This window comes from Neorhizobium sp. S3-V5DH (genome assembly GCF_004343065.1).
GTDB lineage: Bacteria > Pseudomonadota > Alphaproteobacteria > Rhizobiales > Rhizobiaceae > Neorhizobium > Neorhizobium huautlense.
The window spans coordinates 99,439-125,458 of the sequence record NZ_SMCL01000007.1 but is presented as its reverse complement, the minus strand read 5'-3'; the positions used below and the strand labels follow the sequence as shown (position 1 = coordinate 125,458).

Annotated in this window: 20 protein-coding genes and 1 tRNA gene; 13 read left to right on the top strand and 8 right to left on the bottom strand. The window is 60.4% G+C overall.

Annotated elements, in window-relative coordinates:
- The first annotated feature begins 72 nt into the window (after positions 1–72).
- Positions 73–1,356: a murein L,D-transpeptidase family protein gene (locus EDE09_RS13105; protein ID WP_132410898.1), complete on the top strand. Its 1,284-nt coding sequence runs from the start codon at positions 73–75 to the stop codon at positions 1,354–1,356.
- On the top strand, positions 1,353–1,586 hold the full coding sequence (locus tag EDE09_RS13100) for a sulfurtransferase TusA family protein (protein ID WP_132410896.1): 234 nt from the start codon (positions 1,353–1,355) through the stop codon (positions 1,584–1,586). The genes EDE09_RS13105 and EDE09_RS13100 overlap by 4 nt, the downstream gene beginning before the upstream one ends.
- Before the next feature lie 4 nt (positions 1,587–1,590).
- Here EDE09_RS13100 and EDE09_RS13095 read toward each other — a convergent pair whose 3' ends face one another.
- Positions 1,591–2,745 (bottom strand): GTP-binding protein, encoded by a 1,155-nt coding sequence (locus EDE09_RS13095; protein WP_132410894.1) that lies wholly within the window; start codon positions 2,743–2,745, stop codon positions 1,591–1,593.
- A 15-nt stretch (positions 2,746–2,760) separates the two neighbouring features.
- Complete coding sequence (locus tag EDE09_RS13090; protein ID WP_165924172.1) at positions 2,761–3,864, bottom strand: D-alanyl-D-alanine carboxypeptidase family protein; 1,104 nt, start codon at positions 3,862–3,864, stop codon at positions 2,761–2,763.
- 150 nt (positions 3,865–4,014) lie between these two features.
- On the opposite strand from EDE09_RS13090, the gene EDE09_RS13085 reads away from it, so the two are divergent.
- The 3 genes from EDE09_RS13085 to EDE09_RS13075 all read left to right on the top strand — a co-directional run bounded on the left by EDE09_RS13085 (position 4,015) and on the right by EDE09_RS13075 (position 6,276).
- Positions 4,015–5,178: a M20 aminoacylase family protein gene (locus EDE09_RS13085; RefSeq protein WP_132410892.1), complete on the top strand. Its 1,164-nt coding sequence runs from the start codon at positions 4,015–4,017 to the stop codon at positions 5,176–5,178.
- A 54-nt stretch (positions 5,179–5,232) separates the two neighbouring features.
- Positions 5,233–5,309 (top strand) — tRNA-Arg (locus EDE09_RS13080).
- A 178-nt stretch (positions 5,310–5,487) separates the two neighbouring features.
- Positions 5,488–6,276 (top strand): cell wall hydrolase, encoded by a 789-nt coding sequence (locus tag EDE09_RS13075; protein WP_132410890.1) that lies wholly within the window; start codon positions 5,488–5,490, stop codon positions 6,274–6,276.
- Positions 6,277–6,299: 23 nt separating this feature from the next.
- Here the strand turns inward: EDE09_RS13075 and EDE09_RS13070 are convergent, their stop codons facing one another.
- Positions 6,300–6,830 (bottom strand): DUF2937 family protein, encoded by a 531-nt coding sequence (locus tag EDE09_RS13070; protein ID WP_348631318.1) that lies wholly within the window; start codon positions 6,828–6,830, stop codon positions 6,300–6,302.
- Positions 6,831–7,013: 183 nt separating this feature from the next.
- On the opposite strand from EDE09_RS13070, the gene EDE09_RS13065 reads away from it, so the two are divergent.
- Positions 7,014–7,544 (top strand): hypothetical protein, encoded by a 531-nt coding sequence (locus EDE09_RS13065; protein ID WP_132410886.1) that lies wholly within the window; start codon positions 7,014–7,016, stop codon positions 7,542–7,544.
- A 6-nt stretch (positions 7,545–7,550) separates the two neighbouring features.
- Here the strand turns inward: EDE09_RS13065 and EDE09_RS13060 are convergent, their stop codons facing one another.
- Entirely contained in the window at positions 7,551–8,768 is a 1,218-nt protein-coding gene (locus EDE09_RS13060) for an FAD-dependent oxidoreductase (protein WP_132410884.1), read from the bottom strand.
- A gap of 134 nt (positions 8,769–8,902) precedes the next feature.
- Here EDE09_RS13060 and dxr point away from each other — a divergent pair, with 134 nt between their 5' ends.
- A complete protein-coding gene (gene dxr, locus EDE09_RS13055; protein WP_132410882.1) occupies positions 8,903–10,090 on the top strand; it encodes a 1-deoxy-D-xylulose-5-phosphate reductoisomerase in 1,188 nt (395 codons plus the stop codon).
- A gap of 32 nt (positions 10,091–10,122) precedes the next feature.
- Here the strand turns inward: dxr and hemA are convergent, their stop codons facing one another.
- The 4 genes from hemA to EDE09_RS13035 form a co-directional block, all read right to left on the bottom strand.
- Positions 10,123–11,337, bottom strand: coding sequence for a 5-aminolevulinate synthase (hemA, locus tag EDE09_RS13050; RefSeq protein ID WP_105372713.1), 1,215 nt, complete (start codon positions 11,335–11,337; stop codon positions 10,123–10,125).
- 222 nt (positions 11,338–11,559) lie between these two features.
- Positions 11,560–12,357, bottom strand: coding sequence for a xanthine dehydrogenase family protein subunit M (locus EDE09_RS13045; protein ID WP_132410881.1), 798 nt, complete (start codon positions 12,355–12,357; stop codon positions 11,560–11,562).
- A 14-nt stretch (positions 12,358–12,371) separates the two neighbouring features.
- Entirely contained in the window at positions 12,372–14,717 is a 2,346-nt protein-coding gene (locus EDE09_RS13040) for a xanthine dehydrogenase family protein molybdopterin-binding subunit (protein WP_132410879.1), read from the bottom strand.
- Positions 14,718–14,834: 117 nt separating this feature from the next.
- Positions 14,835–15,323 carry a (2Fe-2S)-binding protein gene (locus EDE09_RS13035; RefSeq protein ID WP_105372716.1) on the bottom strand — a complete coding sequence of 163 codons (489 nt, stop codon included), beginning with the start codon at positions 15,321–15,323 and terminating at the stop codon, positions 14,835–14,837.
- Between the two features lie 290 nt (positions 15,324–15,613).
- Between EDE09_RS13035 and EDE09_RS13030 the strand changes: the two genes are divergently transcribed.
- From EDE09_RS13030 to EDE09_RS13005, 6 genes are all read left to right on the top strand, one after another.
- Complete coding sequence (locus tag EDE09_RS13030) at positions 15,614–15,877, top strand: glycine zipper domain-containing protein (RefSeq protein ID WP_105372717.1); 264 nt, start codon at positions 15,614–15,616, stop codon at positions 15,875–15,877.
- Between the two features lie 179 nt (positions 15,878–16,056).
- Positions 16,057–17,979 carry an autotransporter assembly complex family protein gene (locus tag EDE09_RS13025; protein ID WP_132410877.1) on the top strand — a complete coding sequence of 641 codons (1,923 nt, stop codon included), beginning with the start codon at positions 16,057–16,059 and terminating at the stop codon, positions 17,977–17,979.
- A gap of 29 nt (positions 17,980–18,008) precedes the next feature.
- Positions 18,009–22,499 carry a translocation/assembly module TamB domain-containing protein gene (locus EDE09_RS13020; protein WP_132410875.1) on the top strand — a complete coding sequence of 1,497 codons (4,491 nt, stop codon included), beginning with the start codon at positions 18,009–18,011 and terminating at the stop codon, positions 22,497–22,499.
- Positions 22,500–22,538: 39 nt separating this feature from the next.
- A complete protein-coding gene (gene rocF, locus EDE09_RS13015; protein WP_132410873.1) occupies positions 22,539–23,468 on the top strand; it encodes an arginase in 930 nt (309 codons plus the stop codon).
- Positions 23,469–23,753: 285 nt separating this feature from the next.
- Positions 23,754–25,535, top strand: a complete 1,782-nt coding sequence (locus EDE09_RS13010) for a PAS domain-containing methyl-accepting chemotaxis protein (protein WP_132410991.1) — start codon at positions 23,754–23,756, stop codon at positions 25,533–25,535.
- Positions 25,535–26,014: a chemotaxis protein CheW gene (locus EDE09_RS13005; protein ID WP_105372721.1), complete on the top strand. Its 480-nt coding sequence runs from the start codon at positions 25,535–25,537 to the stop codon at positions 26,012–26,014. Before EDE09_RS13010 ends, EDE09_RS13005 begins: the two co-directional genes overlap by 1 nt.
- Positions 26,015–26,020 lie beyond the last annotated feature (6 nt).

Below are 26,020 nucleotides of genomic sequence, written 5' to 3'. Positions count from 1 at the left end.
AAGCTTACCGCTTTATTGATTGTAGCCAGTACCGAACCCGGTAAACGTTCCAAGTTCATGTGGTCCGTCTCGATGCGCCTGAAACACATCGCTCTCGCCTTTCTCGTCGCGACCGCCCTAACGGGCTGCAATGACACGCTCGATTCCGCAAGTATTGACCTCAAGAGCGTCAAGAACAAGGTCGAACAGCCTCTGCCTTCCCGCATCGTTGCGGAAATGCAGAAGAAGAACATGCCGCGCAATTCGCCGATCATGATCCGCATCTTCAAGGAAGAAGGGGTGCTGGAGGTCTGGAAGGCGAAGGCCGACAATCGCTTCGACGTGATCGCCAGCTATCAGATATGCGCCTGGTCCGGGAAGCTGGGTCCGAAAGTCAAGGAAGGCGACCGTCAGGCGCCTGAAGGTTTCTACAACCTGACGCCGGCGCACCTGAACCCGAACTCGAAATATTATCTCGCCATCAATACCGGATTTCCCAACCGCTATGACCAGGCAAACGGCCGCAGCGGATCGAACCTGATGATCCATGGCGCCTGTTCGTCGTCCGGCTGCTATTCCATGACCGACGAGCAGGTTCTGGAAATCTACGCATTTGCCCGCGATGCGTTCAAGGGCGGCCAGACCACGGTGCAGCTTCAGGCCTTCCCCTTCCGGATGACGGCGGAAAACATGGCACGTCACCGCGACAATCCGAATTACGATTTCTGGAAGATGGTGAAGGCAGGCTACGACCATTTCGAAGTCACCAAACGCCCGCCGGAAGTGGCCGTCTGCGAGAAAAAATATGTGTTCAACCAGCAGCTTGACGGTGACGGCAAGTTCGGCCCGGCTGCCGCGGCCTGCCCGCCGATGTCCACACCGCCGGCGCTTGCAAGCGCTCTGACATCCTACGGCAAGACCTACGAGGTCGCCTACCAGAAAGCCATCGACAAGTTCGAGGGCAAGGTCTGGTATGAGCCGACGGAAGCCGAACGCAAGGCAGTGGTTGCCGCCAAGCGCAAGGGCCGCGAGCTTGCTTATGCGCCGACCGGCACGTCGCTTGAGGCCGGCAAGCTGATGAGCGAAGCAGAATTCAAGGAAATGATGGAAAAGCGGATGGCAGCGGCCCAGCCGAAGCCTGCCAATACCGTGCTTGCGTCCGCCGCTCCTTCGCCGCGCGCTGCGACTGCCGCCGAGCGCATGAAGCAGGATCGCGTACCGGGCGACAACGCACCGGCCTCCACTGCGACCGTCGCTTCTGCTCAGGGCACCACAACCACGGTTCCGATTCCCGCACAGAACCCGCTTGCCTATGCGGCTCCCCCGATCACCGAGGAGAAGAAGAAGCCGTTCTGGAAGTTCTGGAGCAAGGAGTGAGCGTGGCGACCGAAGGCCTCTATGATCTGAGAGGCCTGAAGTGTCCACTGCCCGTGCTGAAGACCCGGCGCCGGCTCAAGGAAATGCACAGCGGCACCGAACTCCTGATCGAGACCACCGACCCGCTTGCCGGGATCGACATCCCGCATTTCTGCAGCCAGGAAGGCCACCAGATCATCCGTTCGGAAAAGACCGAAACCGGTCATCGCTTTCTGATCCGCAAGGGTTGACGCCCTATATGCGCATACCAGGCACGGCGAGCGGGTTGTCTTCCAGCGCCGCACGGTCGGGGCGGTCGATGCGCGGCTGACCGGTGAAGGCGGCGAAGAGATCCGAAACGAACGTTTCCGGCAACCCTTGCGTAATCAGCACCATCCGGGTGCGTCGGTCGGATCCCGCAGGCCATTTCGCCAGACGCTGCGGCGGATGGAAAACGCTCTGCACGCCGTGCAGCACGAGCGGCCGGTCCGGATTGTCGGACAGCGCCACGACGGCTTTCATCCTGAGAAGCTTTTCGCCATGCGCCGAACGCAAAAGATCGGTGAACATCTCGATCGCCATCGGATCGATCGGCTTGTCGTGAATGATTGAGAACGAGCGGATGTCGTCGCCGTGACGGTTTACATCGTGATGATGGTGGTGACCGTGCCCATGATGATGATCGTGTTCATGGTGACCGTGATCATGGTGGTCATGGCCGTGATCGTCGTTCGCCAATTCGTCGCGCAGCCAGCGGTCCACGTCGGCGATCTTGGTGGCCGGATCATAGAGGCCGTTCTCGAGAATGGCCGCCACGCCGGCTCCCTCGCTGTTGCCATCCATCATCGGCGCGCGCGGATTGAGGGCCGCCAGCCGCGCCTTGAGAGCACCGATCTCAGCCGCATCGGCCATGGAAAGCTTTGAAATGACCAACCGGTCTGCCACGGCGGCCTGTTTCACCGCCTCCGGGTGACGGTCGAGCGTCGAAAGCCCATTCACCGCGTCGACTACCGTGATGACGCCGTCGAGCTCGAAGTTCTGCGCAATGACCGGGTTGCCCATAACCGACTGCATGACCGGCGCCGGATCGGCAAGACCGGTCGTCTCGATCACCACCCGGCGGATCAGCTTCAGGCGGCCCGTCTGGATGCCGTCCATCATATAGGCAAGCGTATCGACGAGTTCTCCGCGGACCGTGCAGCAGAGGCAGCCGTTGGAAAGTTCCACCAGCGCATCGCCAGACGCTTCGACGAGAAAGTTGTCTATGCCGACCTCGCCGAATTCATTGATGATGACGGCCGTGCCGCTGGTGCCCGGGTCCTTCAGGATACGGTTGAGAAGCGTCGACTTTCCGGCACCGAGAAAACCGGTGAGGATGGAAACCGGAATTCGGTTGCGGGCAGAAGACATGATCTATTCCAATGCTCAGAAAGTCGGGCGTGGCTGCGGGATCGGCACATTCGCGATCTCGTTTGCGCCCACGGTCGAGGCGACCTGCTCGCTTCCGGGAATAAGCCCCGCGAAGCTGTAGACCGGCGGCCGGGTCATCTCGTGGATATAAGGCGAATGCAGCACCGTTCGACCGGCGTCGTCGCGGTTCTCGCTCCGCACCTTGGCTGCTTTCGGGTTGCAGATCTCGGCGCTGACATCGGTGACTGCCGCCGTATTGCCGTAAGGTGCAAGCGACGACAGCGGCACGCCTTCGGCAGACGAGGCCATGAGCCCCTGCTGCAGGAGGTTGGCCGAATCGTCCGCACGTCCCGCAAGGCTGTCAGCCCCCAGAACGACGGAGATCACCGTACGCCCGTCGCGCGTCGCAGAGGAAACCTGGTTGAAGCCCGAGGCGCAGATGAAGCCGGTCTTCATGCCGTCGGCACCGTCGAACCGCCCGATCAGGGTATTGTAGTTCGGATAGTCCTTCTTGCCGGTGCTGATCCCCTCCAGGGAGAAGTAACCCTGATATTCGGGGAATTCGCGCTTGAGCTGCAACGCCAGCACCGCAAGATCGCGGGCGGTGGTGTATTGCCCTTTGCCCGGCAAGCCGTGAGGATTGATGAACCGTGTCGAGTTCATGCCGAGGCGCGCCGCTTCGCTGTTCATCAGAGCGACGAACTGATCGACTGAACCGCCGACCGTTTCGGCAACAGCGACGGCGATATCATTTGCCGATTTCACGAGCAGGATCTTCAGCGCGCTATCCATGGTCAGCTTGGAGCCGGGCTTGAAATACATCTTGCTCGCCGGCTGATCCGTCGCCTTCTTGCTCATGATAACCGGCGTATCCAGCGCAAGCTTCCCGCTCTTCAGCGCCTTGAAGGTGACATAGGCCGTCATCAGCTTGGTCAGCGATGCCGGATACCATTTGCGGAAGGCGTCCTCGTGGGCGATCACACGGCCGGTCCTGACATCGACCACCATCTTCGGATTGGCCGCGGCACTTCCGGCGGACGCAAGAAGGCCGAAGGCCACCACAGTTGAGATCATCCGGGCGGAAGCCCCGGAGCGGATGCAAGAAATCGGCAAGATCATCCCTCGTTCGAACAGCTTAACGAGTGTGGCGCATATGCGGCCTATGTGGCCAAGCAATGGCAAAGAAGATTGATTGCGTCAATCACGATGGGCACTATCTTCGGGGGAGGACGATTCATATCCGCGTGAGTAACTAGAACAGGGAACATTATGCCAATTTTGAACCGGGCCGCCGAACTTCAGGGCGAAGTCAGCGAGTGGCGGCGATATCTTCACGAAAATCCTGAAATCCTTTACGAAGTCGAAAATACGGCTTCCTTTGTCGCCGCGAAGCTGAAGCAATTCGGCGTTGACGAGATCGTCACGGGAATAGGCCGCACCGGTGTCGTCGGCATCATCCGCGGCAAGGGCCCCGGAGGTCGCACAATCGGGCTGCGCGCCGACATGGATGCGCTTCCCCTTAAGGAATTGACCGACAGGCCGTGGGCTTCGAAGACTGCTGGCAGGATGCATGCCTGCGGCCACGACGGGCACACTTCCATGCTGCTCGGTGCGGCGAAATATCTCGCCGAAACCCGAAACTTCAACGGCACCGTCGCCCTGATCTTCCAGCCAGCCGAAGAAGGCGGTGCCGGCGCGCTGGCGATGATCGAGGACGGCATGATGGAGCGCTTCGGCATCGAGGAAGTCTATGGCATGCACAACATGCCCGGAATCCCGCTCGGCCAGTTCGCCATCCGCAAAGGCGGCATCATGGCAGCACCCGACCGCTTTACCATCACCATCAACGGCCGCGGCGGCCATGCCGCCCAGCCGCACCGGACCGTCGACCCGATCTTCATCGGTTCGCAACTCGTCGGCAGTCTGCAGGCGATTGCCGCACGCAATGCCGATCCAGTCCGTTCGGTCGTCATTTCGGTAACCCGTTTCGATGCCGGCACGACCCATAACATCATTCCCGACCAAGCGACGCTCTGGGGTACGGTGCGAACGCTCAGCGAAGAGACGCGCGATCTCGCCGAGACGAGGATCCGACAGATCGTCGACGGCATCGTCAGTGCCCATGGCGCGGAAGCGGCCATCGAATACGAACGCAGGTGCCCAGTGACCGTCAACCACGACCAGGAAACCGAACATGCGATCCGGGTTGCGACCGATGTGGTGGGTGCTTCCAACATAGACGCGAATGTCGACCCCAGCATGGCCGGCGAAGACTTTGCGTTCATGCTGAAGCGCCGGCCCGGCGCCTTTATCTTCATCGGCAACGGCGATACGGCTGCCCTTCATAACCCGCATTACGACTTCGACGACGAAGCGATCCCCTTCGGCATCTCCTACTGGGTTCGGCTGGTCGAACAGCGGCTTACGGAATGAGTGAGACAAAAGGCTTGGCTTAACGCCTCACCTTTTGTATGGAGTTCCCCAAGTGGTCCCATAGCTCAGCAGGATAGAGCGCAGGATTCCTAATCCTGAGGCCGATGGTTCGAATCCATCTGGGATCACCATTTCAACACGGTCCATGCGATCTCCCCGTTCCCGGCCTTCCGCTCATCGGTCCCCGCCTCGGGCGCAAGGATTTATTAACCTTTTCCGCCCCTATAGATTAGTCTTGATCGAATGCGGCGTTTGAGGCAAATCTTTCACGCCGAAATGATTTGTGAACATACGATGGCGGGGACGCTCATGGCGGCGATTGAATACTCCCTTTTTCGAAGGGCGGTTTTCCTAATCGGAATCGTTTTTCTGGCAGGTTGTACCTCGTCCCAGACCACGTCCGCGATCAAGAGCGAGACCGTCAAGACTTCCGCTCCCATTGGCAATATCCCGAAGAAGAAGCTCTACAATTACACGGCATCGGACCGTGAATGCCTGAAACGCGCCATGTATTTCGAATCGAAACGGTCGAGCCGAGACGGGCTGATGGCGGTCGGTACCGTGGTGATGAACCGCCTGACGTCGGGAGCTTATCCGGACACCATCTGCGGCGTTGTCGGTCAGGAAAGGCAGTTTGCACCCGGCGTGATGACGCGCCCACTCAAGGAACAGGCGGCGGTCGAGCTGGATGAGGCCGCTGACGCCATCCTTCGCGGCGAGCGCAATCCTCAGGTGAAGGAGGCGATGTTCTTTCATCGCGAGGGACTGAGATTTCCCTATGACAACATGCACTACGTCACCGTCGCCGGCGGGAATGCCTTCTACGAGAAACGCGGCGACGACGGCGAGTTGCAGACCCCCGCACCCAAGCCGGCGGATGAATATATCCTGAGCTTCGCGCCTCATCTTTCCACATCGCCGGCACTGATGGCCGTCAATGATGTCCAGCAGGCAAGCCTCGTGGCAGAAGCAGACGATCTGACGCTGCCGCTGCAAGCCCCCGTTCCGCTTCAACGGCCGCAGCTCGCCAGCGTTTCGAGCACCCAGATGGTTATGGCGCCACCCGAAGTATGGTCCCTTCCCGCGACAAGGAAGTGATTCGCAGCTTTTCACGTGGCCGGTCAGAATACCGCAGCGGGGCCTTGCGAAATCCGCTTCGGTCGCGCCAGCCGCACCGTACCGCGACCGATCATGCCGAATAGAATTGCAGCCACCCAGCCGCAGAACAATCCCCCGCCCGCCCAGATCAAGCCTGCCATATCTACCGGTACCGCCGGAACGAAGTCGCGCCAGGCGTTGGCGAAAGTGGTGGAATCCGGCCGTTGCAGCACCACGAACGGCCTCCTCAGCGGCGGCGCAAGCATAAGCTCGTGCTGCTGCTCTGCCAGCACCTCATAACGCGCAAAAGTGCGCCGCATCGCCTCGCCCTGACGCCGGAGAAATGTCTCCGGCGAAGCGGAATAGATATTGAGCGCGGCCTGCCGATCCAGACCGGCATGATTGGCCTGGGCGTCGAACTCGGAAATCAGGATCTTCAGTTCGTCCAGCGCCCCTCCGATCCTTTGCCGGTATTGCTGCGCGAATTCAGGGGCCTGCGAAAAGAAGATGCCGCCGAGGAGCGCCATCGCCATCGTTAACATTCTTCCCAGCATGAACATGACGGACCTCAAACCTCGCTTTCGTCTCAACGAGGCACAGGTTGAAAGGTTGCTCTCCTGCCTGTGGACATCCTCCGTAGCTGGCCGGCGCCGGATTGCATGAAAGGTTAACCGACCATAAAAATCCTGCTGCCGCATGTGGGGTAGCGGCAGATTACTCAAGGGGGCTGTCAATCAATGAAACTGAGTTTTTCCCGCGCGGCTGCGCTGGGTGTGCTGGCCGTTGTCATCGCCGGTTGCACGACGACCGAAGAAGCCAATAAGGCGATCCAGTCAAAATGGATCGGCCAGCCGGTCGATTCCTTCTTTACCTATTACGGCCCGCCGGTCTCTTCCTTTCCTTTGAATGACGGTGGTACGATCTATACCTGGGTCGGCGGTCAGACGACGCGTTATGTCCCAGCTCAATACCAGACACCGCAACCGGCCAACCAGGACGCCAACCGGGTCACCCGCACGACGACCGAGACGCACAAGAAGGCTGACGGAAACACCGTCACGACCACCAAAAGCTCGTCTTTCGGCATTTCGGGTCAGCCGGTAGCGCCGCAGTTGGTTTCCCCGGCCCGCACGGAAGAACTCTTCTGCGAACTTCAGATCACCACCGGGCCGGACAAATCGATCCGCATGCTGCGCGCGACGAATGATACGGATGGCGAAGGCTTCAGCCTCTCGCGCTGCGCCGAGGTCATGGGCGTCAAGAAGTAGGCCACATCAGCGCGGCCGGACGTGTTCCATCCGGAAGCCGAGCCCGATCAGACGGCCGGCGAGATGGGCAAGTGCGGGCCAACGCGCGATGCTGCGGATGAAGGCGGGCGGGCCTTGGCGTTTCTGCTCGTCCGCCTGATCGCTGCGCCGGCTGCTGCGCATCATCAGTTGCAGTTTTTGCGTCGCCCTGGTGGGGAAGCTGCGGCGCTTCTCGACCGCCGCCAGATCTCCATCGGATAGACGGCTGTTGCGAAGGGGCTCGGATAGGATATTGGCGGCAGCGACCGCGTCCTGAATGGCCAGGTTGACGCCGACGCCGCCGATCGGCGACATGGCGTGGGCTGCATCGCCGATGCAGAGAAGGCCGGGACGCCACCACTGCTTCAGCCGATCGATCCGCACCGTCAGCAGGCTTGTGTCGTCGAAACTGCCGATTTCCTGCATGCGATCGGCCGGCAGCGGCGACACGTCGATCACCATCTGGCGGAAGGCCTCGAGACCTCTCTCGCGGATTTCCGCAAAAGCTCCGCGGCGGATGACATATCCGCACTGCCAATAATCGCCACGGTCGATCAGCACAAAACCCTGGCGCGGGCCGGCATGCCCCATTACCTGGTTCGGATCACCCGGCTGCTTGGAGAGTTTCATCCAGACGACTTCGCTCGGTATACCGAAACTCTCGACGGCAAGCCCGGCCTTTTCCCGCACCACGGAATTGCGGCCGTCCGCGCCGACGACCAGATGCGAATGAATATTGAACTTTCCTTCCGGCGTCTCGACTTCCAGGCCGACGACTTTGCCCCGCTCTTCCAGAATACCCGCCACCTTCGCCTGCATGATCAGTCGGAAGTTCGGGAAGTGCTGCGCCTGGGCAGCCATGAAATTCAGGAAATCCCATTGCGGCATGAAGGCGATGAAGCGGTTCCTGACCGGCAGGCGGGAGAAATCGGCAATGATGACCGTGCGGCCGCCCATTTCCGCGGAAAGTTTCGGCGCCCGCGTATGCGGCAGCTTCAGAAACTCTTCGATAATACCGAGCTCGTGCATGACCTCCAGCGTCGAGGGATGAATGGTGTCGCCCCGGAAGTCGCGAAGGAAATCGCCGTGCTTTTCGACGACCGCGACATCCACGCCCGCTCGTGCCAGCAAGAAACCCAGCATCAGCCCCGCCGGCCCTGCCCCTGCAATGACGCATGTCGTCTGGATGTCTCGCATCTGATTCATCGCCCTGTTTCACCCGAAAGTATGGAAAGCATCAAGCTGCACGTGGTCGCGGCCGGGCCTGAAATCAAGCCTGCTCTTGTGAGCCGCGACTTTCGCTTGTAGACCAGCGGCAGTTTAGTAAAACAGGAAAGATCATGGCCGAAACCGGCAAACGTCGCATCAGCATCCTCGGCTCGACAGGTTCGATCGGCGTCAACACGCTCGACGTGGTAGATCAGCTTGGCGGGCTCGACGCTTTTGAGGTCGTGGCAATCACCGGCAACGCCAATATCCCGCTTCTGGCCGCGCAGGCAAAAAGCTGCGGCGCCAAGTTTGCCGTGACCGCCGACGAAACGCATTATGCCGCATTGAAAGATGCGCTCTCCGGCACCGGCATCGAGATTGCGGCCGGCCGTGAGGCGTTGATCGAGGCAGGCGCGCGTCAATCCGACTGGGTCATGGCCGCGATCGTCGGCACCGCCGGCCTTGCTCCGACGCTGGCAGCTGCAAAACGGGGAGCCGATATCGCTCTCGCCAACAAGGAATGCCTCGTCTCGGCCGGCGAACTCTTCGTCGGAGCGGTTGCCGAAGGTGGCGGCCGGCTGATCCCGGTGGACAGCGAGCACAGTGCCATTTTTCAATCGCTGGAGGATGACCAGCATCACGCTGTCGAGCGCATCGTGCTGACGGCGTCCGGTGGCCCGTTCCGCACCTGGACGCGCGAACAGATGGCCGGCGTGACGGCCGAAGTTGCCCGTGCGCATCCCAATTGGTCGATGGGCCTGAAAATCTCGATCGGCAGCGCCTCGATGTTCAACAAGGCGCTCGAAATGATCGAGGCGAAACATCTGTTTAACCTTCGCCCCGACCAGATCGAAGTGATCGTTCATCCGCAGTCGGTGATCCATTCGATGGTGGGCTACACCGACGGATCCGTGCTGGCGCAGCTCGGCTGCCCCGACATGCGCACTGCCATCGGCTATGCGCTTACCTATCCAGATCGACCGAAACTCGATGTCGAGCGGCTGGATTTCGCTAAGCTGGCGAGGCTGGATTTCGAGGCTCCCGATGAGGTGAGGTTCCCGGCCTTGAGGCTCGCGCGGACGGCGTTGCAGCGTGGCGGGGTCCAGGGAGCGGTGCTGAACGCGGCGGAGGAAATCGCCTTCCATGCCTTCTGCGCAGGACGTATCGGCTTCCTGAGCATGGCGGATGTGGCCGAAAAGGTGATGGAGGTAATGCAGGGCCACGGAGCGGCACGCAGCATGGACGAGGTCTTCGCAGCCGATGACGAGGCAAGGCGCCGCGCTAGCGAAATCATCGCCGGAATGGAAATGGCCGCATAAGCGGCCATTCGTTTATCCAGACTTCAGATCGGTCAGGCGACGTGACGGGCGAGCGCGCAACGCGACCAGAGCTGGTGCAGCGAACCCACCAGATGCTCGATATCGGCATCCGAATGCAGCGGCGTCGGGGTGATGCGCAGGCGCTCGGTCTTGCGCGGCACCGTCGGATAGTTGATCGGCTGGACATAGATGTCGCAGGTGTCGAGCAGGATATCCGAGATCCATTTGCACTTTGCAGCATCGCCGACCATGACCGGCACGATGTGGCTCGGATTGTGCATATGCGGAATACCGCGCTGGTCGAGCAGCGTGCGCAGCTTGCGGACCCGATCCTGGTGGCGAACCCGCTCGAACGGGCTTGCCTTGAGATGCCGGATGGAGGCCAGCGCCCCGGCTGCCAGCGTCGGCGGAAGGGCGGTGGTGAAGATGAAGCCGGAGGCAAAGGACCGAATGAAGTCGCAGAGCGCGGCCGATGCGGCGATGTAACCGCCCATCACGCCGAACGCCTTGCCGAGCGTGCCTTCGATGACCGTCAGGCGATCCATCAGACCTTCGCGCTCGGCGATGCCGCCGCCGCGCGGGCCGTACATGCCGACGGCATGAACCTCATCGAGATAGGTCATCGCGCCGTATTTGTCGGCGAGATCACAGATTTCCTTGATGGGAGCGATATCGCCGTCCATCGAGTAGACGGATTCGAAAGCGATCAGCTTCGGCGCATTGGGATCCGCGGCCGCCAGCTTGGCTTCCAGATCGTTGAGATCATTGTGCTTCCAGATGACGCGCTCGCACTTGGCGTGCCGAATCCCCTCGATCATCGATGCGTGGTTCAGCGCATCGGAGAAAATGATAAGCCCCGGGATCTTCTGGCCAAGCGTGCCGAGCGTCGCCCAGTTCGACATATAGCCGGAATTGAAGATCAGGCCGGCTTCCTTGCCGTGCAGGTCTGCAAGCTCCTGCTCGAGAAGAACATGATAGTGGGTCGTACCAGAGATATTCCGGGTGCCTCCCGCACCCGCGCCACAGTGATCGATCGCCTCTTTCATCGCTTCGATCACGGCTGGATGCTGGCCCATGCCGAGATAGTCGTTGGAACACCAGACCGTAACTTCTCTCGGACCATCCGGAGTATGGCGCGTCGCGCGCGGAAAATTACCGCGATGCCGTTCGAGATCGGCGAACACACGATACCGTCCTTCCGTATGAAGGGCGTCCAGTTCGCTCTTGAAAAATGCCTCGAAATCCATGTCTCACTCCAGAACCTGCCTCGGTTTTGATTTCAGCCGCGCTTTTCGTCAACCCCGCCAAGCGCGAATAAAACCGACCTGCGGCAAAAAGGCCCGTTTTTTTGAATTATTCCAAGGAGAACCTAAGCGATATCGAAAGCGTGATAATTGATCCACGTCAAGTAGCGAGGAGAAGAGCGGCTTTGTCTCTTCTCCTCGCTGATTTTCTCGCCTCGATTCGCCTCAGCCGGCTGCAGCAATTGCCCTCTTTGCCATGACTTTCACGAGGTTTGCCCGGTATTCCGAATTCGCATGCAGATCCGACAGCAGGTTGGACGGGTCGACGGAAATGTTTGCCAACGCATCGGCCGACCAGTTGGAGGCAAGAGCCTGCTCGAAGCCCGGATGACGAAATACCCCATCCGAGCCTGCGCCGGTGACCGCCACACGTACACCTGAAGCGGTCTTCGCGACAAAGACGCCGGTCATCGCAAACCGTGAAGCCGGATTGTTGAACTTGGCATAACCTGCCTTTTCCGGCGCGTCGAACGTGACGGCCGTCACCATTTCTCCTTCCTCCAATGCAGTCTCGAAGAGACCGACGAAGAAATCGTCGGCAGAGAGCGATCGGCGGTCGGTGACGATGGTGGCGCCAAGCCCCAGCAGACCGGCCGGATAGTCGGCAGCCGGATCGTTATTGGCAATCGAGCCGCCGATCGTGCCCATATGACGAACATGCGGATCGCCGATATGGCTGGCGAGATCGCAAATTGCGGGGCATAGGGCACGAAGCTCCCGCGAGGCGGCGACATCCGCATGCGGCGTCGCGGCCCCGATCTTCACCCGGCGGCCTTCGATCGAAATTCCTCGAAGCGCCGGAATGTGGCGAAGGTCGATCAGATCGCTTGGCGCGGCAAGCCGCTGCTTCATGGTCGAGATCAGCGTCATACCGCCGGAAAGGTATTTACCTTCCTCATGGGCGGACCGAAGCTGGACGGCATCTTCCACGGAAGAAGCGCGATGATAGCTGGTTGCATACATATCTCTCTTCCTCCTCAGTGAGCCGCGTGCATTGCCTGCCACACCTTCATCGAAGTGGCGGGCATCGTGAGCCTGTTGGTGCCGATCGCATCCGTGATCGCGTTGATAAGGGCCGGCGGTGAACCGATCGCACCGGCCTCGCCGCAACCCTTGATCCCGAGCGGATTGCTGGGACATGGCGTATTCTGGTGCGACAGCTTGAACGACGGCAGATCGTCGGCCCGCGGCATGGCGTAATCCATGAAGCTTGCGGTCAGAAGCTGGCCGTTCTCATCATAATGGACGCCTTCGAGCAGCGCCTGGCCGATCCCCTGCGCCAGTCCGCCATGCACCTGTCCCTCGACAATCAGCGGGTTGATGATATTGCCGAAGTCGTCGGCAGCCACGAACTGGATGATGTCCGTTTCACCCGTTTCCGGATCCACTTCCACTTCCGCAATGTAGCAGCCGGCCGGGAAGGTGAAGTTGGACGGATCGTAAAAGGCCGTTTCTTTCAGCCCCGGCTCCATGCCCGACGGCAGGTTATGGGCGGTATAGGCGGCCAGCGCCACCTGGAACCAGGGGAGTGTCTTGTCGGTGCCGGCGATCTTGAGTTCGCCGTTTTCGATGACGATGTCGCTCTCGTCCGCCTCCATCAGGTGGGCCGCGATCTTCTTCGCCTTGGCCTCGACCTTGTCGAGCGCCTTGACGATGGCCGACATGCCGACTGCACCGGAGCGAGAGCCATAGGTGCCCATGCCCATCTGTACCTTGTCCGTGTCGCCATGGACGATATTGATGCTTTCGATCGGCACTCCGAGACGGCTGGCTACAAGCTGCGCGAAGGTGGTCTCGTGGCCCTGGCCATGGCTATGCGATCCCGTCAGCACCTCGATCGTGCCGACCGCGTTGACACGCACTTCGGCCGATTCCCAGAGGCCGACGCCGGCGCCCAATGAACCCACTGCAGCCGAAGGGGCGATACCGCAAGCTTCAATGTAACAGCTCATGCCGATGCCACGTCTTTTGCCGCGCGCTTGCGCCTCCGATCGCCGGGCTGCAAACCCGTTCCAGTCGGCCGCCTGCATGGCGGCATCAAGCGATGCCTCATAGTTGCCGGCGTCGTAGTTCATGATGACTGGCGTCTGGTAGGGGAAGGACCGGATGAAATTCTTCCGCCGAAGTTCCGCCGGCGACAGCCCAAGCTCACGGGCTGCCGTCTCCATGGTCCGTTCGAGCAGGTAGGTCGCCTCGGGTCGGCCCGCGCCACGATAGGCATCGACAGGCACCGTATTGGTGTAGACGGTGCGCACGTTGGCGTGGATTGCCGGGATCGCGTATTGCCCGGAGAGCAGCGTCGCATAGAGATAGGTCGGCACGGCCGAGGAGAAGAGCGACATATAGGCGCCGAGGTTGGCGATCGTATCGACCTTCAGCGCAGTGATCCGGTGATCTGCATCGAAAGCCATTTTGACCTTGGAGATATGGTCGCGGCCATGGGCATCGGTCAGGAAGGCCTCGGTGCGGTCCGATGTCCATTTTACCGGCACGTTTGTCTTCTTGGACGCCCAGAGACAGACGATCTCTTCGGGGTAGATATAGATCTTGGAGCCAAAGCCGCCGCCGACATCCGGCGCGATGACCCGCAGCTTGTTTTCCGGAGCAACGTTATAAAAGGCGCTCATCACCAGGCGCGCCACATGTGGATTCTGGCTGGTGGTGTAGCAGGTATAGTGATCTTCGGCCGAATCGTAGATGCCGAGTGTCGCACGCGGCTCCATCGGGTTCGGCGAAAGACGGTTGTTGACGATGTCAATCTCGGTCACATGCGCGGCCGCGGCGATCGCCCTGTCTGCCGCATCGGAATCACCGATCTGCCAGTCGTAAATGAGATTGCCGGGAGCTTCGGGGTGGATTTGGGGAGCGCCTGCCTGCATGGCGGCGGCAACATCCGCCACCGCAGGGAGCACTTCATAATCGATAACGACGGCTTCGGCCGCATCCCTTGCCTCCCCGGAAGAGTCCGCCACCACGATCGCTATGGCATCGCCGACATAACGCACCGTGTCGACGGCCAGCGGACGCCACGCGCCCATCTTCATCGGCGACCCGTCCTTCGAATGGATCATCCAGCCGCAGATGAGGTTGCCTATGCCGTCGGCCTGAAGCTGCCTGCCGTCCAGCACATCGATGACGCCGGGCATGGATTTCGCGGCACTGACGTCGATGTTCACGATCTTGGCATGCGCATGCGGGCTGCGGACGAAATAGGCATATTTCATGCCGGGAACGGTCATGTCATCCGTGTAGCGGCCCTTGCCGGTCAGGAAGCGCTTGTCCTCCTTGCGGGTTACGCGTGCTCCGATTCCTTCAACACCCATTTTCATCTCCTCCAGAAATGAATGAATAGCGAATTAGCAATTTATCGCGCGAGGAAGTGTAAGCGGCGGCACCCCTGAGGGAGCCGGAAGCCGCATCACTACTCCAATCCGACGTCGTTATTCCGCAGCTTGTCGACCCGACGCCATTTCAGCATCGGCGGCCAGGATGGCCTTGACGATGTTGTGGTAGCCGGTGCACCGACAGATATTGCCGTCGAGCTCGGCCCGGACCTTCTCCTCAGTCAGGCTGCCGCCATGGCGGTTGATCATGTCGACCGCGGTCATCACCATGCCGGGCGTACAAAAGCCGCATTGCAGTCCGTGATGCTCTTTGAACGCCGCCTGGACGGGATGCAATTCGCTTTGACCGGCGAGACCCTCGATTGTCGTGATCGTGGAGCCTGAGGCCTGCACGGCCAAGATGGAACAGCTTTTGACCGAACGGCCGTCCATATGGATAACGCACGCGCCGCATTGGGTCGTGTCGCATCCCACATGCGTTCCGGTCAAACCAAGCTTTTCGCGGATGAAATGCACGAGCAGCGTGCGATCTTCGCACTCGCCGCTCATCGTGCGGCCATTCACGGTCAGCGTCACTTTCGTCATCGATTTCCTCCTCGTATCCCTCCCGGACACGCAGAACATCATTTGCTCTTTTGCCGCGAGGATCAACTGCTACTTTCCACGGGATCGGCAATTATTTGATCCTCGATTCCGGTAAGGGAACCCGGGTAAGCACCCGCGAAGCAAGGAAAAAATCGGGAACCTCGACAAGCCCCGGTATGGACTCCTGCGCGCTCCGCTTTATTGTTCCCGCCGATGGCTGCCGGGCGACTGACCGAGGCAAATGCCCAATCGTGTCGACAGCCGGGTCACAAGAAAACAAGGAGGAAGTTATGAAGAAGGCCATGGTGCTTTTGATGGTGGGTGTATCCCTCGCGAGCTGCACTGCCACCGAACAGGGGGCCGGCATCGGCGCCGCATCCGGCGCCGTAATCGGTGGGCTTGCAACCGGCAACGTACGTGGCGCCGCTGTCGGGGCAGCGATCGGCGGCGTTTCGGGTGCGCTGATCGGCTCAGTCGCCGAACAGCCGGGCCAATGCTACTACCGCGACCGTTACGGTCGGCGCTATGTTGACGATTGCCCGCGCCGCTATTGAACAAGCGTCCGTAGGAACCAAGGCTGTGGCCCCGGAGCAATTTCCGGGGCTTATTCTTTCATGAAATCATCACGAAAGGCAGACAAGGGGTACCCCGTCTCCTCTTTTGCGGTTAGATAGGTTTCTTTGTCGGGGGCTATGAGGGCCTTCCGCCGGGGAAGCGACAGTTAAATTTGCGTATGCGGAACAAAGGCACTGGGCGGATGAAAGACCCGAGGGTGAAGGCAGCAGGCACCGTCCTGCTGGCGGCGGCCCTCCTGTTCTGTCCGCCGCTTGCGGGGAGTGCATACGCATTCAAGATTTTCGGCATAACGCTCTTTGGCGACAACGAGGATACCGTCGAAGTCATCGATCCCGTCCGCTACGATGCGACCCTGCAGACCGGAGATGCGGACAAGGACCTCAAGGAGCGGCTTGAAAACGCCGCTTCGCTTGTCACCGATGAAAAACAGCCCGTTTCGGGCGATCTTGGCGTCGTGATCAAGGCGCGCGAGGACCGTAAGCGCCTCATCGCGGTGCTTTTCGAGGAGGCCCGCTACGGCGGCATCGTACAGATTTCTATCGCCGGCACCGACATCGACCGCTTGCCGCCCAATCCCGCCTTCGATCACTCCGCACCGGTTCCCGTTGCCGTGCGTGTCGATCCCGGCCCGGTGTTCAAGCTCGGCTCGGTCCGTTTCGAAGGCGATGCGGTGGGGCGGGATCCGGAAAAGTATGACCTTGTGCCGGGCGGCGAAGCCGGCTCGCGCCTCATTCTCAAGGCGGGCGAGCAACTTCTTGTCGACCTGAAAAACGAGGGGCGTCCGCTCGCCAGGCTGACAGACCGGAAGGTAACCGCCGATCACAGGACAAAAACGATCGACGTGGTGATGGGCGCCGTCGGTGGACCTGTGGCTCCTTTTGGAGAGGTCGCGGTCAAGGGATCGCGGACCGTCGATGCCGCCTTCATCAGCCGCTATTCGCGGCTGGACAAACGCGAACGCTATTCGCCCGAACAGTTGAAGAAGGCTTCCGAGCGCCTGCGCGAGCTCGGCGTCTTTTCTAGCGTGACGATCCGCGAGGCCGACGCGCTGGCTCCCGACGGATCGCTGCCGCTGACGATCGAAATTTCCGAGGGCAAACACCGTTATTTTGGCTTCGGCGCGGAATATTCCTCGATCGACGGCGCAGGCCTGGAAGGCTACTGGGGGCATCGCAACCTGTTCGGTGAGGCGGAATCGCTGCGCATCGAGGGATCGGTCTCCGGAATCGGCGCGACGACCGACGTCAGCACCTTCAATTATTCGGCCGGTATCATCTTCACCAAGCCCGGAGCTTTCGTGCCGGAAGCTACCTTCGAATCCCGTCTGGAAGCGAAGAGCGAGACACCCGACGTCTATGAGGCGCAATCGGTCACCTATTCGGCCACCATCGCCTATGAGCTCAATGAGACGGACAAGCTGACGGGCGGTGGCGAGGTGGCGTGGATCAACACCGATGACGCCTTCGGCAAAAACCAGTATGTCACCCTCAGCGTGCCGCTGAGCTTCGAACGCGATGCCCGCGACAACAAGCTCGATCCGACCGAAGGCTATCATGCCACGCTTGCGGCGAAACCGAGCTACGAAGTTCTCGACGGAACCATCTTCTCCTCGTTCGAAGGCTCGATCTCCGGCTATCTCGGCTTCGGAGAGGAGGACAGCATCGTGCTTGCAGGCCGTCTGGCCGCAGGAACGCTTGTCGGCGGCGACGGTCTTGAAACTATTCCGGCGACGCGCAGATTCTTCGCCGGAGGCGGAGGATCGGTGCGCGGCTATGCTTATCGCGAAATCTCCCCCTACAACAGCGCCGGCGAAGCCACCGGCGGGCGATCTTATGCACTTGGATCTTTCGAAGTGAGGGTAAAAGTGTCAGAGAAGGTGGGCATTGTACCGTTTATCGACGTCGGCACTGTTTCGACCGGAATCGTGCCTGATTTTTCTGATATTCGTGCTGGTGCAGGGATCGGCGTAAGATATGCCACGCCTTTCGGGTCGCTTCGGCTGGACGTTGCAACTCCACTGCAACGGTATGACGGCGGCAGCCAATACGGTATTTATGCAGGCATCGGGCAGGCATTCTGAGAGGCTTTTGGAAAGGTGAAGTTGCAGGCATGACGCTGATGGTTCGCCTGTTGAAATGGATCTTGAAGGCTGCGCTTGGCGCAGTCGCGATCCTGTTCGTCATGGCCTTGGGCGTTGTCCTGTTCGTTGCGCTGACGCCGGTGGGCGGACGCGTTGCTGCCGACCGCATTTCCTCGATCGTCTCCACCCCCGATCGCGAGATTACGTTTTCGCGGCCGGAAGGTCTGCTAACGGGTAATTTGCGGCTCGATACGATCACGCTTTCAGATGATGCCGGCCCTTATGCGCAGATCGGCGGTATAAACATCGACTGGTCGCCGGCGGCGCTGGTCACCGGTGTTTTCCGCGCCGAGCGCGTCTCCGCGGAGACGGTCAATCTGATCAGGCCGCCGAGACCGTCGAAAGCGACAGCACAACCGAGTTCCGGGTCATCCGGCTCACCGCTTCCGGTGGGGGTCCGGGTTGCTCAGATCGACTTGCCCGACATCAATCTCTCGCAAGCCCTCTCGGGCAGGGATTTTTCATTGTCTGTCAAAGGCTCGATCGACGCCACCGGGCCGGATATTTCCCTGGATCTGCAAGCGACGCGCAAGGATGAGCCGGATGCCAAGGCCTTTGCCGATGTGGTCTATGCACCGTCGGAAAACCGCCTGACGCTGAAAGCATCTGTCGCTGAACCGCAAGGCGGCTTGCTCGCTCGCCTCCTGCGGCTTCCGGGCGCTCCGGCCGTTCAACTGGCGTTGGACGGCGAAGGCCCGCTTTCCGATTGGGCCGGCAAGCTGCAGGGCAATGTCGCCGGAGTACCGGTGATCGCTGTCAACGGCACTCACAAACTGGTCGAGAACGGCAGGCATAGAGTGGAGATCACCGGCGGTGGTCAGCTTGCAACTCTCTTGCCTCCCGCATTTCGCCAGTTGTTCGGCGGAACAACAGACATCAACATTGCCGCCATCTACGCTCCATCGGGCCGCGTCGATATCGAACGGGGCGACCTGACGTCCGGAACGGTCAGGATGACGGCCAAGGGCGCCTGGGATCCGACAGGCGACAACAGCCTGACCGCAGGCCTTGTCGGTGTGAACGGTCCTGCCGATTTCGTCTGGCCGATCAACGGCGAAGAAAGCCGTTTCTCTTTCGAAAGCATAAACTTCACCTTGACGGGCGCGGCCTCTTCCGCACGCTTTAATGCAACAGCAGCGCTGAGTGCCGCCGAATTGCCGCAGGGCCGTTTCGGGCAGATCCGCCTGCAGGCCGAAAGCGAGGATCTCAACCTTCTCGACCGATCGGGCAGCATCCGTAGCCGCCTGACGGTTGCCCGCACGGACTTTACGAGCGACGATCTGGATCGGGTCGTTCGCGGCCCCCTCACGCTTGATGCCCCCCTGCGCCTCGCCCCGCCGGCGATCGGCCTTGATGCCGCGACCTTCGACAGCGCCAATGTCAACGGTACGCTTTCCGGCGCCTACGACACCTCGAAGCAGGCCGTAACCGGCAATTTCCGCATTTTCGCCAATCCGGCGGTCCTGCCGCCGTCTCTGGTATCCAAGTTCGAAGGCAAGCTGTCGGCCGAAGGTTATGTCAATGTCGTCAACGGCGGCCGCGTGAGCCTTGAAAACTTCGTGATGCGGTCGAGCGCGGTCGAGGCGAATGGCAACATTCTCCTCGAAGACCGGAAGATCTCAGGCCGGCTTGCCGGTCGCGTGCCGGATCTGCGGCGCTGGTTGCCGGAGGCGGAAGGGGCCGCCGGCTTCGACATTGCCGCCAACGGCCCACTGAGCGCGATGGCAGTGAAGGCCGTCATCAATTCTGCAGAAGCGCGGCTTGTCGGTCGCAAGCTTCAGGATATGAGTCTTGTCTTCGATGGCACCGTCGACCCCAACGCGCCGAAAGGCAAGCTGACGGCCACTGGCTCCCTCGACAGTCAGCCGATCCGGGTGAACGCCGATATCGCTTCGGCGGAAGGACGTACCAGCGCGCAGGCCATCAATGCCGAGGTGGGTCCGAACAAGCTCACCGGCGCCTTGAACTTCTCGCAAGGCTTCCTGCCGGAAGGTCAGCTTACATTTGACTTCCCGGATGTCGCGTTGCTTGCGGCACTCGCCGCCCAGCAGGCTCAAGGCGATCTTCGCGGCACCATTGTCTTCAGCAACACGGATAACCGGGCCGGCGCCGTGATCCGGGCGTCCGGCAGCGGGCTTCGTCGCGGCTCGCTCCAGATTTCCCAACCGAATATTGATCTCGCCATCCCCGACATCAAGGCAATCGCCGCAGAGGGTACTGTTCGAGCCACCCGCCTTGGCGCCGGTTCTGTCGGCGTAGACGATATCAATCTCGATGTCCGCCATGGCGACAACAGGACGAGCTTCAACCTTGCCGCCCGGTATGACAATGCGCCGCTCAACGCTGTCGGAGACGTTCAAACCGGAAAAGACATTTCGGTCGGCATCGAGAGCTTCACGGCCTCGCCGCGCAATATCCCAATCCGGCTCGAGCAGCCAACCCGCATCGCCATCGCAAATGGCAGTGCGAACCTCTCCGGGCTGACGCTCGCGACCGGCAACGGCAGCGTTACTGTCAATGGTTCTGCTGGGACAGTGCTGGATCTGACGGCCAACATAAAGGCTCTGCCTGCCAGTCTGCTGAATACGTTCGTACCGACGATCAATGCCGCAGGAGTGATTACCGGCACCATAAGCGCGACCGGGTCCACGTCGGCCCCGGCCATCCGTTATGATTTGGAATGGAGTGATGCACAGCTTCGCCAGATGCGCGATGCTGGCATCAGTCCTTTTCGTGTGGCAGCCAGTGGAAGCTTCGCTAACGGGACAGTCACGTTAGACGCCACCCGCCTGACCGGCTCCGGCGGCCTCGACCTCTCCGCAACCGGCCGCGTCCTTCTTCAAAACGGCGTTCCTGCCCTCGATATAAACGCCCGTGCCAACGCGGTGCCGGCGGAACTCGTCAACGCCTTTGCACCCGGCCTCGGCGCCCGCGGAACGATTTCCGGCACGGTTGCGACGACAGGTACGCCCGAGGCGCCGGCCGTTCGTTATGACCTTCGCTGGGCCAATGCCGGCGTGAGCCAGACCGCATCGGCCGGCATCTCTGCGCTCGACGTCACCGCCGCCGGCACGTTCGAAAAGGGCACGGTGACACTGGATACCCGACTTACCGGCGGAGGCGGCATCTCGCTCTCCGGCGGCGGCTCCGTTTCGCTGGCCGGGGAAAAACCCCTGAACCTGAAGTTCAACGGCAAGCTGCCTTTCTCCATCCTCTCCGGCCAACTTGCCGCCCAGGGTTTTGTGCTCGAAGGCACCGGCAATGTCGACTTGGCGATAGGCGGCACCGCGGCGGCGCCCAACGTCACCGGCACGGCGACCGCGTCAGGCGCGCGGTTCATCGACGTACGACGCAATCTTGCCGTTTCCGACCTTGCCGCCAATGTTTCCTTTGATGGCGCCAGAGCCAATATCTCGCGTTTGTCCGGGAAGCTGTCGGGAGGAGGAACGATATCGGCAGAGGGTTCCGTCGGCATCACACCCGATTCCGGCTTTCCGGCCGATCTGAGAATTACCCTGGCCCAGGCGACCTATGCGGACGGCGCGTTGTTTGCGGCGACCGCCGATGGCGCCCTGACCGTCACCGGCCCCCTGACATCCGGCCCCGTTCTCGGAGGCAGGATCACCTTGACCAAGGCGGCGATTACCGTGCCCGCCAGACTGCCCACATCGCTTGCCGAAGTCGACATCCGCCATCGCAACGCTCCACCGGACGTTCTTCGACAAATGGAGAAACTGCGTCCGAAGGGTCCGAAAGGCAGTTCGAATCCGATCGAGCTGAACCTCCAGATCAGCGCGCCCAACGGCATCTTTGTGCGAGGCCGCGGGATCGACGCAGAGCTTGGCGGAGATCTTAACATCACAGGCACTGCAATAGCGCCCATCGTTTCCGGCGGCTTCGAGATGCGCCGCGGCCGCATCGTCATCCTGGCCAAGCGGCTCGACTTCACCGATGGCGATATCACATTTGGCGGTGGTTTGATTCCGGTTCTCAACATGGAAGCAAGCACAACCTCCGCCCAGACGACGATCACGGTAAAGGTCACGGGCGTGGCGAACGACCCGAACATCACCTTCTCGTCCGCCCCGGCCCTCCCGCAGGACGAGGTGCTGGCGCGCCTGATCTTCGGGCAGTCGATGTCGCGGCTTTCGCCGTTGCAGATTGCTCAGCTGGCCGATGCTGTCACCCAGCTTGCCGGCGGCGGCTCCACCTCTCTCCTCGAGACGCTGCGCAGCAACCTTGGCGTTGACGACCTGGACATTAATACCGACGAGACGGGCCAGACCACCGTCTCGGTCGGCCGCTACATCAACAACCGAACCTATGTGCAGATCGAACAGGGCGGATCGGGCGGAGCCCAGGCCACGATCAACCTCGATGTCGGTCGGGGCGTGAAGCTCAAGGCCGGCGCCGGCACGGAAGGCGGCAAGGCCGGCATCTTCTACGAGCACGAATACTGACTTCACCCACCGCTTCAAGCCTGCTTCGGGAGAAAAAGCATGATCTCCAAAGATATCACTTTGATTGGTGTTCCGCTGGAAGAAGGCTCCGGCCGCGGCGGCTGCGCCATGGGTCCGGCTGCCTTCCGGCTGGCTGGCATCATAAAAGCCTTGGAAGGTCTCGGTTTTCGGGTCGAAGACAGCGGCGACTTGAGGCCGGAACCCGCGGCTGACCTTGGCGAACGACAGGACGCCAAAAACCTTCCCGTCGTCGGTGCCTTCACCCAGGTGCTGGAGGGCCGCACCTATGACAAGGCCATGGCCGGTTTCATTCCCGTGATCATGGGTGGGGATCACAGCCTGTCGATGGGAAGCGTATCGGGCATGGCACGTTATGCCGATAAAGTTGGCCGGCCGCTTTACGTCCTCTGGCTCGATGCCCACGCGGATTTCAATACGCCGGAAACCTCTCCCTCTGGCAATATTCACGGCATGCCCGTTGCTTTCTTTACCGGGCAGGCGGAATTCGCACCTATCCTGGACCGAAACCGGCCCCTGGTGGACCCGCGCAACGTTTTCCAGGTCGGCATCCGCTCCGTCGACGAAATCGAGCGAAAGCTCATCGCCCGGCATGGCGTCAATGTTTTTGACATGCGAGCGATAGACGAGCACGGCATTGCCGCCATCATGCGACAGGTTATCGATACCGTCAGTGCTGCCAATGGCCTTCTGCACGTCAGTCTCGATGTGGATTTTCTCGATCCGGACATTGCACCGGGTGTCGGTACGACGGTGCCAGGCGGCGCCACCTTCCGGGAGGCGCACCTGATCATGGAAATGCTGCATGATACGGGGCTTGTCGCATCGGTGGACCTGGTCGAACTCAACCCGTTCCTGGATGACCGCGGCAAGAGTGCGCGCATCATGGTGGAACTTACGGCAAGCCTTTTCGGCCGGCGGGTCTTGGATCGTCCGACGCGCTCCGGTTAATTCCGGCGGATGACAATCCAAGAAGAAAATTGACAATAGTCATAAATACCCAATCTATAGCTGACTATCGGCAGTAAAAAATCCGGCCCGTAAAATAAAAGATTTCCTACGTATTATCCCGTACCTGAATAGATGGAATTATTGACGATACATTAAGCATTCAAGGCTAAATTTAGCAGGAAGGCGAGGCACAAGCTTTCCTGCCCGATCACCATGGGGGTGGGCGAAGCGGTTTCTGCCGAAGAATTTTACTCTTCATCCAGAGCAGGCGGAGAAGCTATGTCCATCTTTTCGCTCCCGAGCGCGGACGCAAAAGCAGTCCTTGCGGCGTTAAGCCGATCACAAGCCATCATCGAATTTGACCTAACGGGGAAAATCCTGACGGCGAACGAGAACTTCTGCAACGCTCTCGGATACAAGCTGTCCGAGATCGTCGGCAAGCATCACAGCATGTTTTGCGATCCGGCTTATGTCGCATCACCGGCCTACCGGGAATTCTGGGCTAACCTCGGAAACGGCAAGTATGACGCAGCCGCCTACAAGCGCATCGGCAAAGGCGGCCGGGAGATCTGGATCCAGGCTTCCTACAACCCGGTCCTGTCCGGCGGAAAGCCCTATAAGGTCATCAAGATCGCCACCGACATTACTGCAGCGAAAATGAAGTCCGCCGAAGATGAAGGCAAGATCAGCGCAATTTCGCGCACGCAGGCCATGATCGAATTTACGCCGACTGGCGACATCATCACCGCGAACGAGAACTTCCTCTCCTGTCTCGGATACCAGCTCACCGAAATCACCGGCAGGCATCATGGCATGTTCTGCGAACCGGCCTTCCGTGACAGCCCCGAATACCGGGAGTTCTGGCGGAAGCTCGCCGGCGGCGAGGCTATTGCCCAGGAGTTCAAGCGCATCGGCAGGGGAGGCAAGGTGGTCTGGATTCAGGCGTCCTACAACCCGATCTTCGATGCTGACGGCCGGGTCTTCAAGGTCGTAAAGTTCGCGACTGACATTACCGAACGCGTGCGTGCCGTCGACGATTTGGCGGTCGGTCTTACCGCTCTCTCAAACGGGGATCTTACGACGCATATCGAGAAGCCCTTCATCCCGACGCTGGAACAGATCCGCATCGACTTCAACGACGCGGTGACCAAGCTCGCGGACGCCATGCGCACCGTCGGGGAGAACGCCGAAGGCATTGCCGGCGGTTCGTCCGAAATTCGCCAGGCCTCAGACAGCCTCGCCAAACGAACCGAACAGCAGGCGGCTGCGGTCGAGGAAACCGCTGCGGCACTGGAAGAAATCAGCCGTGCGGTAACCGACAGCGCCAGGCGCGCTGAAGAGGCAGGCTCCCTGGTCGGCGATGCCAAGAAGAATGCCGAGCATTCAGGTGCGGTGGTCCGCAACGCCGTCAATGCGATGGACCAGATCGAAAACTCCTCTCACGAGATTTCGAATATCATCAGCGTCATCGACGACATCGCCTTCCAGACCAACCTCCTCGCCCTTAACGCCGGCGTCGAGGCGGCGCGAGCTGGCGAAGCCGGCAAGGGTTTTGCAGTTGTCGCTCAGGAAGTCCGCGAGCTTGCCCAACGTTCCGCTACGGCGGCAAAGGAGATCAAGACGCTCATCTCCAAGTCGTCCGAACACGTGAAGCACGGGGTGACACTCGTCGGGGAAACCGGAAAGGCGCTGGAGCAAATCATATCGCAGGTCGAGGAGATCAACAGCAACGTCGTGGCGATCGTCGAGGCTTCCCGCGAGCAGTCGACCGGTCTCAAAGAGGTCAGCAACGCCGTCAATTCCATGGACCAGAATACGCAGCAGAACGCCGCCATGGTCGAAGAAACCTCGGCAGCCAGCCACAGCCTGGCCCGTGAAGCTGAAACTCTGCGCAATCTGCTCGCCCGGTTTAGATTTGGGCAATACTCTTCCCATAAGATTGTTCAAGCGCGACCCGATGCACGGCCCATCGCATCGCCGGCACGCAAACTCATGGCTACGGTCGCACGCGCCACCTCCGGCGCAGCCGCTTCCGCCCAGGCAACGGACAGTTGGGAAGAATTCTGATGGCAACCACGATTAACTCCACGAGCTACGGCGGCGAGACGCTCGAAATCATCGCCTTCAGACTCCACGATCAGGAATTTTGCGTAAAAACCACCACCATCCGCGAAATCCGCGGATGGGCGCCCTCAACGCCAATCCCGCACGCGCCGGCAGACGTTATCGGCGTCATGAACCTGCGCGGTTCCGTGATCCCGATTATCGACCTCGCCTACAAGCTCGGCATGAAGAGCACGGTCGCCAACGAGCGCAGCGCCATCGTGGTGGCTGAGGTTCACAGCATGGTCATCGGAATGCTGGTCGATCGGGTTTCCGACATCCTCACCATTCCATCCAGCCAGGTTCAGCCCGTGCCGGAGATTTCCGCTTCCTTCGACAAATCCTTCTCCGAAGGCATCATCGCCAACGAAAATGGCATGATCTGCTTCCTGAACCTCTCCAAGATGTTCAAGGGAACTGAAGCCGACGAATTGGCAGCCTAACAGTCT

Excerpts from the sequence above, each read along its gene's own strand:
- EDE09_RS13025 (WP_132410877.1), top strand. The coding sequence starts at position 16,057 with ATGCGGAACAAAGGCACTGGGCGGATGAAAGACCCGAGGGTGAAGGCA.
- dxr (WP_132410882.1), top strand. The coding sequence starts at position 8,903 with ATGGCCGAAACCGGCAAACGTCGCATCAGCATCCTCGGCTCGACAGGT.
- EDE09_RS13075 (WP_132410890.1), top strand. The coding sequence starts at position 5,488 with ATGGCGGCGATTGAATACTCCCTTTTTCGAAGGGCGGTTTTCCTAATC.
- EDE09_RS13020 (WP_132410875.1), top strand. The coding sequence starts at position 18,009 with ATGACGCTGATGGTTCGCCTGTTGAAATGGATCTTGAAGGCTGCGCTT.
- EDE09_RS13005 (WP_105372721.1), top strand. The coding sequence starts at position 25,535 with ATGGCAACCACGATTAACTCCACGAGCTACGGCGGCGAGACGCTCGAA.
- EDE09_RS13035 (WP_105372716.1), bottom strand. The coding sequence starts at position 15,323 with ATGACGAAAGTGACGCTGACCGTGAATGGCCGCACGATGAGCGGCGAG.
- EDE09_RS13030 (WP_105372717.1), top strand. The coding sequence starts at position 15,614 with ATGAAGAAGGCCATGGTGCTTTTGATGGTGGGTGTATCCCTCGCGAGC.
- EDE09_RS13040 (WP_132410879.1), bottom strand. The coding sequence starts at position 14,717 with ATGGGTGTTGAAGGAATCGGAGCACGCGTAACCCGCAAGGAGGACAAG.
- EDE09_RS13085 (WP_132410892.1), top strand. The coding sequence starts at position 4,015 with ATGCCAATTTTGAACCGGGCCGCCGAACTTCAGGGCGAAGTCAGCGAG.
- EDE09_RS13065 (WP_132410886.1), top strand. The coding sequence starts at position 7,014 with ATGAAACTGAGTTTTTCCCGCGCGGCTGCGCTGGGTGTGCTGGCCGTT.
- EDE09_RS13070 (WP_348631318.1), bottom strand. The coding sequence starts at position 6,830 with ATGCTGGGAAGAATGTTAACGATGGCGATGGCGCTCCTCGGCGGCATC.
- rocF (WP_132410873.1), top strand. The coding sequence starts at position 22,539 with ATGATCTCCAAAGATATCACTTTGATTGGTGTTCCGCTGGAAGAAGGC.
- hemA (WP_105372713.1), bottom strand. The coding sequence starts at position 11,337 with ATGGATTTCGAGGCATTTTTCAAGAGCGAACTGGACGCCCTTCATACG.
- EDE09_RS13045 (WP_132410881.1), bottom strand. The coding sequence starts at position 12,357 with ATGTATGCAACCAGCTATCATCGCGCTTCTTCCGTGGAAGATGCCGTC.
- EDE09_RS13060 (WP_132410884.1), bottom strand. The coding sequence starts at position 8,768 with ATGAATCAGATGCGAGACATCCAGACGACATGCGTCATTGCAGGGGCA.
- EDE09_RS13090 (WP_165924172.1), bottom strand. The coding sequence starts at position 3,864 with ATGATCTTGCCGATTTCTTGCATCCGCTCCGGGGCTTCCGCCCGGATG.
- EDE09_RS13105 (WP_132410898.1), top strand. The coding sequence starts at position 73 with ATGCGCCTGAAACACATCGCTCTCGCCTTTCTCGTCGCGACCGCCCTA.
- EDE09_RS13095 (WP_132410894.1), bottom strand. The coding sequence starts at position 2,745 with ATGTCTTCTGCCCGCAACCGAATTCCGGTTTCCATCCTCACCGGTTTT.